This is a genomic window from Saccharomonospora sp. NPDC046836, assembly GCF_040645195.1.
GTDB lineage: Bacteria > Actinomycetota > Actinomycetes > Mycobacteriales > Pseudonocardiaceae > Prauserella_A.
In genome coordinates this window covers 75,056-87,147 of record NZ_JBEYXW010000019.1, presented here as the reverse complement: position 1 = coordinate 87,147, position 12,092 = coordinate 75,056, and the positions used below count along the sequence as shown (strand labels likewise).

12 protein-coding genes and 1 tRNA gene are annotated in these 12,092 nt (G+C 69.1%); 3 read left to right on the top strand and 10 right to left on the bottom strand.

What is annotated here, in order from left to right:
* From ABZ863_RS21585 to ABZ863_RS21550, 8 genes are all read right to left on the bottom strand, one after another.
* On the bottom strand, positions 1 to 366 hold the full coding sequence (locus ABZ863_RS21585; RefSeq protein ID WP_358538401.1) for a hypothetical protein: 366 nt from the start codon (positions 364 to 366) through the stop codon (positions 1 to 3).
* Positions 359 to 3,118 (bottom strand): FtsK/SpoIIIE domain-containing protein, encoded by a 2,760-nt coding sequence (locus ABZ863_RS21580; protein WP_358538399.1) that lies wholly within the window; start codon positions 3,116 to 3,118, stop codon positions 359 to 361. The genes ABZ863_RS21585 and ABZ863_RS21580 overlap by 8 nt, the downstream gene beginning before the upstream one ends.
* A gap of 19 nt (positions 3,119 to 3,137) precedes the next feature.
* Positions 3,138 to 3,383 (bottom strand): hypothetical protein, encoded by a 246-nt coding sequence (locus ABZ863_RS21575; protein ID WP_358538396.1) that lies wholly within the window; start codon positions 3,381 to 3,383, stop codon positions 3,138 to 3,140.
* Between the two features lie 3 nt (positions 3,384 to 3,386).
* Positions 3,387 to 3,647, bottom strand: coding sequence for a hypothetical protein (locus tag ABZ863_RS21570; RefSeq protein ID WP_358538394.1), 261 nt, complete (start codon positions 3,645 to 3,647; stop codon positions 3,387 to 3,389).
* A gap of 161 nt (positions 3,648 to 3,808) precedes the next feature.
* Positions 3,809 to 3,895, bottom strand: a tRNA-Ser gene (locus ABZ863_RS21565).
* Between the two features lie 36 nt (positions 3,896 to 3,931).
* A complete protein-coding gene (locus ABZ863_RS21560) occupies positions 3,932 to 4,591 on the bottom strand; it encodes a GNAT family N-acetyltransferase (RefSeq protein WP_358538392.1) in 660 nt (219 codons plus the stop codon).
* A 40-nt stretch (positions 4,592 to 4,631) separates the two neighbouring features.
* Positions 4,632 to 6,047, bottom strand: a complete 1,416-nt coding sequence (locus ABZ863_RS21555; protein WP_358538389.1) for a selenium-binding protein SBP56-related protein — start codon at positions 6,045 to 6,047, stop codon at positions 4,632 to 4,634.
* 59 nt (positions 6,048 to 6,106) lie between these two features.
* The gene (locus tag ABZ863_RS21550) at positions 6,107 to 6,610 is read right to left on the bottom strand and encodes a hypothetical protein (RefSeq protein WP_358538386.1); all 504 of its coding nucleotides are present in this window, start codon (positions 6,608 to 6,610) and stop codon (positions 6,107 to 6,109) included.
* Between the two features lie 113 nt (positions 6,611 to 6,723).
* Between ABZ863_RS21550 and ABZ863_RS21545 the strand changes: the two genes are divergently transcribed.
* Positions 6,724 to 7,845, top strand: a complete 1,122-nt coding sequence (locus ABZ863_RS21545; RefSeq protein WP_358538383.1) for a 5-methyltetrahydropteroyltriglutamate--homocysteine S-methyltransferase — start codon at positions 6,724 to 6,726, stop codon at positions 7,843 to 7,845.
* Between the two features lie 9 nt (positions 7,846 to 7,854).
* Here ABZ863_RS21545 and ABZ863_RS21540 read toward each other — a convergent pair whose 3' ends face one another.
* Positions 7,855 to 8,520: a TrkA family potassium uptake protein gene (locus ABZ863_RS21540; RefSeq protein ID WP_358538380.1), complete on the bottom strand. Its 666-nt coding sequence runs from the start codon at positions 8,518 to 8,520 to the stop codon at positions 7,855 to 7,857.
* Positions 8,513 to 9,811, bottom strand: a complete 1,299-nt coding sequence (locus ABZ863_RS21535; RefSeq protein ID WP_358538500.1) for a potassium transporter TrkG — start codon at positions 9,809 to 9,811, stop codon at positions 8,513 to 8,515. Before ABZ863_RS21535 ends, ABZ863_RS21540 begins: the two co-directional genes overlap by 8 nt.
* Positions 9,812 to 9,997: 186 nt before the next feature.
* Here ABZ863_RS21535 and ABZ863_RS21530 point away from each other — a divergent pair, with 186 nt between their 5' ends.
* The gene (locus tag ABZ863_RS21530; RefSeq protein WP_358538377.1) at positions 9,998 to 10,795 is read left to right on the top strand and encodes an IclR family transcriptional regulator; all 798 of its coding nucleotides are present in this window, start codon (positions 9,998 to 10,000) and stop codon (positions 10,793 to 10,795) included.
* Between the two features lie 105 nt (positions 10,796 to 10,900).
* The gene (locus tag ABZ863_RS21525) at positions 10,901 to 12,079 is read left to right on the top strand and encodes a 4-hydroxybenzoate 3-monooxygenase (protein WP_358538374.1); all 1,179 of its coding nucleotides are present in this window, start codon (positions 10,901 to 10,903) and stop codon (positions 12,077 to 12,079) included.
* The last annotated feature ends 13 nt before the right edge of the window (positions 12,080 to 12,092 follow it).

Below are 12,092 nucleotides of genomic sequence, written 5' to 3'. Positions count from 1 at the left end.
CTAGCGCGCTCGCCAGCCGAGTTTGAGGATGGCCTGCGTGAGCTCGTGGTAGGCGGGCCGGACGTCCTCGGCGTAGCGGTCGAGCCACTCACCGCGTGCCGAGGCGACCGGCTCCGGCGGCGTGCCGACGTCCAGCCAGGACAGCCGGGACACGTTGTCGCCCGCCATGCGCCACCAGCGGTTGGCCCGCCCGGTCATGGCCTCCTCGCGTTCGGCCGCCGCCGTGACGCGTTCGGCCGCCGCTGCGATCTCCGCGGTCAGCTCCTCCACCCGCGCCCGTTCCCAGGCCCGCAGCTCGTCGGCCCCCCTGCGGGCGAGGCCGATGATCTCCTTGTACCGCATGGCAGCGGGGGAACCGTCACTCATCGTCGGCCTCCTGCCGGCGGAAGGGGATGATCACCTCGGGCGTCGCGTGTGCCGTGCGGTCGAAGAACAGCGCGCGTCCCGGTCGCGGCGACCAGTACACGACCTGCCCGGCGCAGAACGGTGCGAGCTCGTTGCCCTGCACGTCCAGCGCGGCCCACGCGCCGATGTCGTCGGTACCGCCGAAGCCGAGAGTGTCCTTCAGCCGCGCGACGCCGCGCCACCAGCCCAGCACGTGCATCCCCGCACCAGGCCCCTGTTTCAGCAGCGTGCGCAGGTGGTCCAGCCCGCTCTGCCTGCCCGGTTCCTTACGCTCGAGCGCGGGCAACGCGGCATCGACGCCATACAGCACCAGGATCCGTGGCGTCGGCAGCTCGGACAGTTCGCCGGCGGCGGTCGTCACGAACTCGGTGAGCTCGTCGGCCGCGACCAGGCCGGCCTTGTGCCCTTCGGTGACGAGGTGATCGGTCAGCTCGCTGACGGCGGGCAGGCAGTTCTCGACGGGGCAGCACAGTACGAATTCGACGGCACCCTGCTGGTACTGGCGGGCCAGTGAGCGCGTTGCCGAGTCCAGGATGGACACCGCTTCCCTCGTGCTGGTGCCCAGCACGGCGAAGTTACGGCCCGGAGCCCCGGAAAGCTCCACCGCATGCGCGCTGTCGGTGACCTCGATCGCCTGTCCCACCAGTGCGCGCGGGCGCGCGGCCGGGGTGAGTGCGGTGAACACCGCCGACTCGCTCAACAGTGGCGCGTGAGCCCCGTCGAACAGCCGGGGCCTGCTCTGCCCGCCGTAACGCTGCCACAGCTCCCGCTGCAGTGCCGGGAACACCCCCTTGCCGCTGGCATCGGGGACGTGCGCGAGCTGGTTGCCATGTGCCACACCGGAATCGTGGTTGATCACCGCGTGCCAGCGGGGTGCGGCGACGGCGGCCTGGTTGGTCTCGGCGAGCACCCGGCGGGCCTTCGGCATCGCGATGCGCAGGGTGCACTGCTCGAAAACGGCGGGCTTGCCCCAGAACGCGTCGATACCGGCGATGTCCTGGCTGGCCAGTATCAGGTGGATGCCCTGCGAGCGGCCACGGCGCGCGAGGTCCTCCAGAAGCGACGTCGCGAGCGCGGTCACGGTGTCCCGCTCGGCGAACAGGTACTGGAACTCGTCGATCACGGCGACGATCCGCGGCCAGTGCCCGTCCGGATCCTGCTCGCGTAGCTCGGCCAGGTTGGTGACCTCGTGTTCCTTCGCGGCGGCCGACCGCCTGCGCAGCTCGTCGGCGAGGAAGCGCAGCAGCGCGAGCCCGAACTCCCGGTCGGTGTTGACGTTGACGCCGACCAGCCGGGCGTGCGGCAGCCAGCTCTCATCCTTGCGACCTGGGGCGAGACCGGCGAAGGACACCCCTTCCTTGAAGTCGAGCAGGTACAGCGCAAGCTCGTCCGGCGAGTACCGCGCTGCGAGGCTGCCCAGCAGCGCGTACAGGAAGTTCGTCTTGCCCGAACCACTCGGCCCGCCGATCAGCGCATGCGGTGTGGCGTCACCGATCACGACCTCGACGGGCTCGCCCTCGTAGAAGCCGACCGGTGCGCGCAGTTCGTGGGCCGAGCGTTCGCGGCCGTACTCGGTCGGCAGCAGGTCGGCGAACGAGCGGGGTCCGCCCTGTTTGGCGATGAGCGCCTCGGCAATGCGCCCGGCGGCGGTGGTCACCTGCCCGGCAGGCAACGGCGGATCGAGCCTGACCACCAGATCGGCGCCGGTCATGCTGGTCACCGCCTCATGCTCGCTGCGGAGGCTGATCGTCTCCACGGAGCCGCCGAGCACGGTCGGCACGTCCACCAGTACCAGCGAGATGCCGGCGTCGAGCGCTCCGCTGGCCACCCGCTTGAGGTCGCGGGCCTGCTCGGCGCTGAGGTCCTCGCCATTGCCGTAGAGCACGCCGATGCGCCACGGCTCGGTGCGCTTGCCGGTGGCCTTGCGCATGGCGCGCAGCGACGGGTACCCGGCCTGCATGGTCTGGTTGTGGATGCGCCGGATGTGCCCGGCGAACTCGTCGAGCAGGTCCACCAGCCGGGTCGGATCGTGCACGGTGACCGCGCTGGTGCGGCTCAACGCGTAGAAGCTGGGCAGCACGGCCGTGAGCTGGCCGACGTCCCAGAGGTGGATCTTCACCGCGCCCGGCTCGAACGTGCTGAGCACGCGCATCAGCAGGTTCTCCACGAGCGCGTCGACCGCGGCGCGCGTGCGCGGGGCGGAGGTGATCGCCAGGTGGGACTCGTCGAGCAGCGGTACCGCCACGTCGAAGGTCAGTTCCGTGCCCGCCGTGCGGCCCGCAGCTGATCCGTCCACTGTGGAGTAACCGATGCGCCACAGCTCAGGTGTCCGCACGCCAGTGGATGTTCCGACGCGGCCGAGCCACTCACCGGGTGGGCGTCCCGCGGGGCCCGGTGCGCTCGCCGCGACGAGCTCACGCAGCCGGTTCGGCCCGTCGGACCATTCGGCGTAGAACTGGCTGCGCACGCTGGCGAGCCAGGACAGCACATCGGCCATCGCCGGATCGTTCGCGCGTTCGGCCAGCTGCGGGTCCTGTGCAGCGCGTTCCATTCCCGCGTGGACGATCAGCTGTTCCAGCCGCAGCTTGGCCAGGTCGAGCTCGGCGGAGGAGCGGGCATTGTGCGCGGCACCGAGTGCCAGCCCGATCTGGTGCCGTAGCTGATCGAGCGCCTGGATGACGCTGGCCCGTTGCTCGGTGGCCTTCCTGCCCATGTGTCCTGCCTACCCTGCCCTACAGCCTGGCCTCGTAGGTGGTGAGCAGCCCACCCGCGCCCGCGAGGCAGGTGAGCTGGCTCTCGAGCTGTTCGAGCGCGCGGGCGAGTTGCGGCGGCAGCCACGGCTCGGCTTGGACCTGTGCGTCGACGATGACCCGCTGGTATTCCTCCAGCAGTTCCCGGGCCCTTTCGGTGTGCGCGCGGGCGTCGGTGAGCCCGCTGTGGACCGCGGCGAGCGACTGGCGCAGCTGGTCGAAGGACATCGGCTACAGCCGCGCGGAGTAGCTCTCGGCGGAGGAAATGCACGCCTGGATGGTGCTCTGGGTGCCGTTGATTCCTTGCAGTGCCTCGGCGAGCAGGCCGTGTGCCTGGTTCACCTCTTGTTGTGTGCTGCCGGACGTCGCCATCGACAGTGTCTGCTGCGCTTCTTCGAGTGACTGGGCGGCCTGCTGCAGGGCGGCGATGCTAGCGGAAGCCTTCTCGTTCGCGAGGGCGATCCCCGCGCGGATCTCTTCCACTCCGGGCATGGAACGGACTCCTTGGGGAAGTCGGGTCAATCGGTTCAAACCTAGCGTGACCGATCGACTCCGGACAGATGACGGTGGGGGGAAGCTGCTGATTACTCTGCGCGCCCGCCTACGACAGAACGCCGGACCCAATAACGGGTTCCGGCGTTCTGCTTCGGCGGCGGAGGATACGGGATTCGAACCCGTGAGGGCTTTAACACCCAACACGATTTCCAATCGTGCGCCTTAGGCCGCTCGGCCAATCCTCCGTGGGAGAGGGTACAGGATGCCGTTATGACCAGCGGTTATGGGGTCTGAGCTGCAGCGATTCCCAGTAGTGGCAGACATGGCGGCAGGCTGTCGATGCCGACCCGCACCCGGCGGTGCCGCAGCCAGTCCGCGCGGGTCAGGCGCAGCCGCCGCTCGATCGCGAGCGCGCCGCGGACCACGCGCCGGCCAGTGCCGTCGGCGCGGTAGCCGAGTTCGCGGGACACCGTCTGTGACGCGGTGTTGTCGGCGAACGCGGCGGACACCGCCTCCTCGGCACCCAGCCCGGTGAACGCCAGCTCCAGCACGGCGGCCCGCATCTCGGTACCGATGCCCTGGCCCTGATGGGCCTTTCCCAGCCACGATCCGGTACCGACCTCTCGGGTGACGGCGAAATCCCGTGCACTGAGTGACTGCTGTCCCACCACCGTGCCGTCGCGGAACACGGCGAGGTTGAGAGCCCAGTCCTCCGGCGACCAGTCGCCGAGCCGCAGCCAGTGGTGCTGCACAACGGATCGGGCGATGTCGGCGGGCGGCTGGTCGGTCCACGGCACGGTGAACGGCATCACCGCCGGATCGTGCACGCCGTTCGCCGCAAGCCGGCCCAGCTCGGCCAGCTCCTCCGGCGCCGGTAGGCGCAGCTCGAGCCGTGGTGTGGTGAGCCGCAGCGCGACCAGCGGGAAGATGTCGGCCAGCATGTGTCCATCTTGGTCGGTCCCCGGCTGCCACGCCTGCTGGTCAGCGGAAGCAGTAGGAGTCGGACGACGCGTCCCCGCCCTGCAGGCGCACCTGATGTGGCCGCAGGCCGCGGAAGTCCGCGCGGTGCGGGAAGAACCGGTCGTCGATCGTCAGGCCGCCACCTTTGCCGGGATCGGTGTCGAACTTGGCGAACCACGCGCCGACGCCATCCGGGTAGAACTGGTCGTCCCACGACCCGTACAGCGAGTTGGTCACGTAGATCCGCCGCCCGTCCCGGCTCACCTCCACCATTTGCGACCCGCCGGCCAGCGGCTCCTGCGGCGCTGACGGATGGGCGACGCGGCCGGTGATGCCGCCGAGCCGCACCGAGCCGGTTTCCCTCGGCCGCGCGGGATCGCTGACGTCGTACTGCTTCAGCTCGCCGGTACCCCAGCACGAGACGTACAGGAACCGGTCGTCGACGCTGAGGTTGATGTCGGTGACCAGCGGCGGCACGGCCTCGAACGGCTTCAGCGCCGGTGGCAGGTCCGCCGGATCGGCAGGCTCGGCGGGAATGGTGATCACCTTGTCGGCGCGCCAGGTGCCGCCGTCGCGGTGCCAGCGCCACACCGATGCCGACAGGTCCTCGGTGCTGACGACGACGCCGGCGAATCCCCAGGTCGCCTCGGGATCGTGGGACGGCCGCAGCTCCAGCACCATCTGGTGTTGCGAGCCGAGGTCCACCCGCTGCAGATGCCTGCCCTGCTTCAGGTCCCAGAAGTGCAGTGCGTGGCCGTAGGCGTTGCCGAGCAGCAGCTTCGGGTCGATGCCGTCCTCGATCATCGAGGGCGTGCCCCATTCGGACGTGATCGCGGTGTTCTGGTTGAGATGCCACCACGCGTCGTAGGCGAAGTACTGCGGACCGCGGTCGGTCTCCCACGCCCGCAGCACCTCGAACGTGTCGTGGTCGAGCAGCGCGATGCCGCCCGGCCCCTCGGCCCCGGCCGCGCCGCCGAGGCAGGAGACGAAGATGCCGTCCGGTCCGCAGTGCAGGGTGTGCGGTCGCGAGTAGCCCGCCTTGGCGGCCAGCTCGCCGGCCTCGATGGTCCGCACGAGCCTTGGCTCCCGCGGGTCCGGGTAGGTGTCGTAGACGTGGATGTTCGACGAGCGGAGCCCGGGCAGCAGCAGGTAGCGGCGGCGCAGGCCATCGGTGTGGTGACCGGCGTGTGCGAAGGCGCTACTGCACGCGTTCCAGCCGAAGTGGTGCAGCTCGTCGCCGCGCGTCGGCAGGTCCGCCCAGCCCACCACCTCGCCGAACGTCGACGAATCCGGGTCGGTGTCGACGACGATGAGGGCATCGGGCTGTTCGGCTTTGCGATCGAACGCCACAACGTAGGCGAGCCGTTCCGGTGGCGCCGCGATCGCGTCGGCGGGGGTTCGGTAGAACGTCGGGTCGACGTCGTGAGCCTGGGTCATCGGGTGCCTCCAGTGAGTGGGACGGCAGGACACCGGAACTTCAGTGTTCCCCTCTGCGCTCAGCACCGCAGCGCAACGGGGAACCGGCGGCGGGCGCGCCTGCGAGGGCGCATGGCGTCGAACGTGGCAGCAGTGACCATGCCGAAGGCGAGGTGCGGCAGGACGTCACTCAGCCAGTCAGTGGCGCTCCAGGTGCGCGGGTCCGACACTCCCAGTGCCGCCAGCGGCCCGGTGGTGGCAGCCATCGCGGCGCCGGTGGCGACGAGCCCGCCGACGGCGACCGGAGGTCGCCAGCCGAATCCGTGGAGTGCGCCGTATCCCGCTCCCACCGCGGTGCCGGTGATCATCCCCAGCAGCGCACCGAGCCCGGTCAGCCTGTTCCGTCGTGCCTGCTCATCGCCGGGAACGGTCACATGCGCGGTCCGCGCCAGCCTCTCGACCGTCTGCTCCGGGGTGTCGCTGGCACTGCGGCCACGCAGGGTCATGTCGATGTAAGAGGCGGCGTTGAGAGCGGTGATCCCGGCCGCGCCCGCCGCGATGCCGCGTGCGATCGAACTCAACATACGTGCGGGATACCCGGTGGACCCGGTCAGGTAACCCGCTCGGCGTGAAGTCCTATCGGGACAGCCGCTTCAAGTGGTTGTCCCGAGGTCGTACCACGTGTGAAGATTCCGTAATGAGTCAGCGTTCGACACCGCCGTTCCGCGCCGACCACGTAGGTAGCCTGCTGCGGCCGCCCCAGCTGCACGAAGCGAGGGACCGGGCCGCGCGGGGCGAGATCACCGTCGAGCAGCTCAGAGCAGTAGAAGACGACGCCATCCGCGCCGTGGTGGAGCTGCAGCGCAAGGCCGGTCTTCGCTCAGCGACGGATGGCGAGTTCCGCCGCGCCTCCTGGCACATGGACTTCATCTACCAGCTCGATGGTGTCTCGAAGAGCGACGAACGCCTGCACGTCAAGTTCCACAATGCGGCAGGGGATCTGGAGTTCAGCCCGCCGGGGTTGCAGGTCGGCGGCAAGGTCGGCCTCAGCACGCCGATCTTCGGCGACCACTTCGGCTACCTGAAGTCCATTGTGGACCCCGGGGTGACGCCGAAGCTGACCATCCCGTCGCCGAGCATGGTCTACTACCGCGGCGGCAGGGCGGCGGTGGACGAGACCGTGTACCCGGATCTCGAGGAGTTCTTCACCGACCTCGCCGCCGCCTACGCGGCGCAGGTCAGGGGCGTCGGCGAGCTGGGCTGCACCTACCTGCAGCTCGACGACACCAGCCTGGCCTACCTCAACGATCCGAACCAGCGCGAGGTCGTCGCCAGGATGGGTGGCGACCCCGAGACACTGCACCTGCGTAACATCAAGACGATGAACGCGGCCATCGCGGCCAAACCGGCCGGGATGACCATCACCACGCACCTGTGCCGGGGCAACTACCGCTCGTCGTGGGCAGCTGAAGGCAGCTACGACTTCGTGGCGGAAGCGCTGTTCAACGAGCTCGACGTGGACGGTTACTTCCTGGAGTTCGACGACGAGCGCTCGGGCAGCTTCGAGCCGCTGCGTTTCGTGCCGAAGGGCAAGTACGTCGTGCTGGGGCTGGTGACCACCAAACGCGGCGAGCTGGAGTCGATGGAGTCGTTGCAGCGGCGGATCGAGCAGGCGGCGCGCTATGTCGACCTCGACCAGCTGTGTCTGTCGCCGCAGTGCGGCTTCTCCTCCACCGAGGAAGGCAACGACCTCACCGAGGACCAGGAGATCCGCAAGCTCGAGCGCATCGTGGAAACCGCTGCCGCGGTGTGGGGTTAGGTACCTCGCTCACGTCAGGTCGGCGAACATCTCCACCTCGTCGCGGCGGCCTGCGACCACGAGGATGTCCCGCCGGGCGATGACGGTCTCCGGCGTCGCGTAGGTGAACCCGGCGCCCGGCCGCCCGATCCCGACGACGGTGACGCCGTACTTGTTACGCAGCTTCGCCTCGCTCAGTGACTTGCCCACCGCCTCGGTGGGCGCCGTCGTCTTGACGATCGCGTAGTCGTCCTCGAACTCGATGTAGTCCAGCATCCGGCCGGTCACCAGGTGCGCCACTCGCTCACCCATGTCGTGTTCGGGCAGCACGACGTGGTGGGCACCGACGCGTTCGAGGATGCGGCCGTGCTGCCTGCTGATCGCCTTCGCCCAGATGTGCGGGATGCCGAAGTCGGCGAGCACCGAGGTCGACAGGATGCTGGCCTCGATGTCGCTTCCGATACCCACCACGGCACGTTCGAACTCGGGCACGCCCAGCTGGGTCAGCGCCTCGGCGTCGGTGGTGTCGGCGATCGCCGCGTGTGTGAGCTCGTCGGCGTAGCGCTGGACGAGTTTCGGGTCGCTGTCGATGCCGAGCACCTCACAGCCGCTGTTGACGAGCTCGATGGCCAGCGAACTGCCGAACCGGCCGAGCCCGATGACGACGACGCGGTATTCGCTGTTGCGGTTACCCAACGATCGGCCTTTCCTCAGGTAGGTCGTAGCGCCGCGAGCGCTCGCGCAGGGCGAGCGCCGAGGCCAGGGTGATCGGTCCGACTCTGCCGAGGAACATCAACAGCACGAGCACGAGGTGCCCGGCCGCACCGACATCAGCGGTGATCCCGGTGGACAGGCCGACGGTGGCAAAGGCCGAGATCGACTCGAACAGGACGACCTCGAGCCGGAACTGGGTGAGCGTGAGCAGCGCGAGTGTGCCCGCCATGACGGCACCCACGCTGAGCAGCACGACGGCCAGCGCCTGCCGCTGCACCGACGCGGGCACCTTGCGGCCCATCACGTGCACCGAGGGTTCGGCGCGGATCTCGGCGTAGATCACGAAAGCCAGCAGGGCGAACGTGGTCACCTTGATGCCGCCCGCGGTGCTCGCGCTGCCTCCGCCGATGAACATCAGGATGTTGTTGATCAGCAGTGTGCCCGATTCGAACTCGCCCATGTCGAGGCTGTTGAACCCGGCCGTGCGTGGCATGACGCCGTGGAAGAACCCCGCCAGCAGTTTGCCGCCGGGACCGAACTGGCCGAGCGTCTCGGGGTTGTTCCACTCCGCGATCGTGATCACCACGAAGCCGACCACGAGCAGGATGCCGCTGGTGATCAACGTGATCTTGGCGTGCACCGACCAGCGCTGCCGCCCACGCCGACGACGCCAGATCTCCAGCCACACCGGGAAGCCGAGCCCGCCCGCGAGCACGGCGATCGCGATCGGTACGCAGATCCACGCGTCGGTGGCGAAGCCGATCAGGTTGTCGGTGTAGAGCGCGAAACCGGCGTTGTTGAATGCCGAGACGGCGTGGAATACCCCGTGGTAGACGGCCCGCGGCCAGTCGTAGCCGTAGCCCGTGGCGAACCGCGCCGCCAGGACGGCGGCGGTGGCGGCCTCGAAGACCAGGGTCACCAGGAGCACGCCGCGCACCACCTTGCGGACGTCGCCAAGGTCGAGCGCCTTCGTCTCGGCCTGCGCGGTGAGCTGCATCCGCAGGCCGAAGCGCCGGGCGACGAGCAGCCCGAGCAATGAGGCGAGGGTCATGATGCCCAGACCGCCCACCTGGATGAGGCCGAGGATGACGATCTCACCGAAGGCGGACCAGTGGGTCGGCGTGTCGACCACCGCGAGGCCCGTCACGCAGGTCGCCGATGTCGCCGTGAACAGGGCGGAGACGAGGTCGGCCCGTTCACCCGAGGTCGTGGCGATCGGCAGGGACAACAGGACGGTGCCCACCGCGACCACCGCGGCGAAGCCGAGCACCACGACGCGGGCAGGGTGCCGCCAGGTGGGGCGGAGCCGGCGCAGCGCGGTGCCGGACAGCGCCTGCGCCACAGGGTGCTCCGTTCTGGTCAGCCGGTCCTTCGTGCGCAAAACTAGTCAATCCGCTGCCTGGCCGCACTCTTTGGCGGGAGGTTGCGAAGTTCGTCCCCTGTGACGTTGGCTGGATGGGTGCGGCACAACGCAGAGGTGGCACCGTCGGTGGCGGCGCGCGTGCTCAACGTGCTCGGGGCGTTCAGCGCCGACCACCCCGTCCTGACCCTGTCCGAGCTGAGCAGACGCGCCGGCCTGCCGCTGTCCACCACTCACCGGCTGGTGGGCGAGCTGACCGCGCGGGGTGCGCTGGAGCGGGATTCCGACGGCGGTTACCGGGTCGGGCTGTGGCTGTGGGAGGTCGCCTCGCTCGCTCCGCACGGGGCGGGGCTGCGGGAGAACGCGATGCCGTTCCTGGAGGACCTGTACGAGGCAACGCACCAGCACGTCCAACTCGCCGTGCTCGATGCAGCCGAAGTGGTGTACATCGAGCGCATCTCCGCTCGTCACGCGATCAAGATCCAGTCCCGCGTCGGTGGCAGGCTCCCCGTCCACGCGACGGGGGTGGGCCTGGTACTGCTGGCGTTCTCGCCGCCGGTGACCCAGGAGGAGGTACTGGCCACGCCGCTGCGGCGCTACTCGCCGAAGACGATCTCCTCGGGGACACAGCTACGCCGGGTGCTGGCCAACGTGCGGCGTGATGGCTACGTGATCAGCGATGGGCAGATCGAACCGGACGTCGTGTCCGTGGCGGCACCCGTGTACGGCGACGGGGACGCGGTGGTCGCCGCGCTGTCCGTCGTCGTCCCGGTGCGGTCGACCGATCCGCGCACGCTCGTGCCCGCCGTGCGTGCCGCGGCCAGGGGTATTTCCCGTGCCCTCGGTGCACCGCGTGCCGGGCGGGTCTCGGCCGACGCGCGCCGCGAGACGCTGTGAGTCGTCGCAGGAATGGCTTCCGTTGAATGGAAGCCGGTCTGGGCGGGGCAGGTTCGGCGAGCGCACTCTGTTGGCGACAACGCCGTTGACGAGATGGAGGGCCCGGTGACGGACACGCAGGTTGGCATCATCGGAGCCGGACCGGCCGGCCTGCTCCTGTCCTACCTGCTCCGGCTCGAGGGGATCGACGCGGTCGTGCTCGAAGCACGCAGCCGGGAGTACGTCGAGAAGCGTGTGCGTGCGGGGGTATGCGAGCAGCCGACCGTCGAACTGCTGCGCGAGATCGGCGTCGGCTCGCGCCTGGCCGTAGAAGGCTTGCCGCACCACGGTTTATCGCTACGCTTCGACGGTGCCGACCACCGCATCGCGCTCACCGAGCTGACCGGATCCTCCATCACGGTGTACGGCCAGCAGGAGATAGTGAAGGACCTGATCGCCGCGCACGTCGACAAGGGCATGCCGATCGAGTTCGACGTGTCCGATGTGGAGTTACACGGGCTGCGCACCGAGTCGCCATGGATCACCTACCGCGACGCCGCGGGTACTGCCCGTGAGCTGCGCTGTGCAGTGATCGCCGGCTGCGACGGCTTTCATGGCGTGAGTCGGCCGTCCATTCCGGACGGTGAGCTGACTGTGTTCGACCACGAGTACCCGTTCGCCTGGCTCGGTGTGCTGGCCAGGACACCACCGTCGCACGAGGAGCTGATCTACACCCGGCACGACCGCGGGTTCGCACTGCACAGCATGCGCTCACCGGAGATCACCCGGCTCTACCTGCAGGTGGATCCGGCCGAGCGCATCGAGGACTGGTCCGACGACCGGATCTGGTCGGAGCTGCAGCTGCGGCTGGAGACGAAGGAGGGCTTCACCCTGCACGAGGGACCCGTTCTGGAGAAGGGCATCACACCGATGCGCAGTTTCGTCGTGGAGCCCATGCAGTACGGCAGGCTCTTCCTCGCAGGCGACGCCGCACACATCGTCCCCCCGACCGGGGCGAAGGGGATGAACCTCGCCGTCGCCGATGTGCGCAACCTGTCCCGTGCGCTCACGGCGCTGTTGCGGCACAAGGACGGCGAGCTCGCGGCGTCCTATTCGGACAGATGCCTGCGCCGGGTGTGGCGGGCCGAGCACTTCTCCTGGTACATGACCTCGATGCTGCACCGCGACCCGAACGCCGACGAGTTCCAGAACCGGTTGCAGCTGTCCCAGCTGCGCTACACGGCTTCCTCCTCGGCAGCCGCCACCAGCTTGGCCGAGAACTACGTAGGCCTGCCCTACGAGTGAGAACCCCTTGGCC

Excerpts from the sequence above, each read along its gene's own strand:
- ABZ863_RS21585 (WP_358538401.1), bottom strand. The coding sequence starts at position 366 with ATGAGTGACGGTTCCCCCGCTGCCATGCGGTACAAGGAGATCATCGGC.
- ABZ863_RS21580 (WP_358538399.1), bottom strand. The coding sequence starts at position 3,118 with ATGGGCAGGAAGGCCACCGAGCAACGGGCCAGCGTCATCCAGGCGCTC.
- ABZ863_RS21575 (WP_358538396.1), bottom strand. The coding sequence starts at position 3,383 with ATGTCCTTCGACCAGCTGCGCCAGTCGCTCGCCGCGGTCCACAGCGGG.
- ABZ863_RS21570 (WP_358538394.1), bottom strand. The coding sequence starts at position 3,647 with ATGCCCGGAGTGGAAGAGATCCGCGCGGGGATCGCCCTCGCGAACGAG.
- ABZ863_RS21560 (WP_358538392.1), bottom strand. The coding sequence starts at position 4,591 with ATGCTGGCCGACATCTTCCCGCTGGTCGCGCTGCGGCTCACCACACCA.
- ABZ863_RS21555 (WP_358538389.1), bottom strand. The coding sequence starts at position 6,047 with ATGACCCAGGCTCACGACGTCGACCCGACGTTCTACCGAACCCCCGCC.
- ABZ863_RS21550 (WP_358538386.1), bottom strand. The coding sequence starts at position 6,610 with ATGTTGAGTTCGATCGCACGCGGCATCGCGGCGGGCGCGGCCGGGATC.
- ABZ863_RS21545 (WP_358538383.1), top strand. The coding sequence starts at position 6,724 with ATGAGTCAGCGTTCGACACCGCCGTTCCGCGCCGACCACGTAGGTAGC.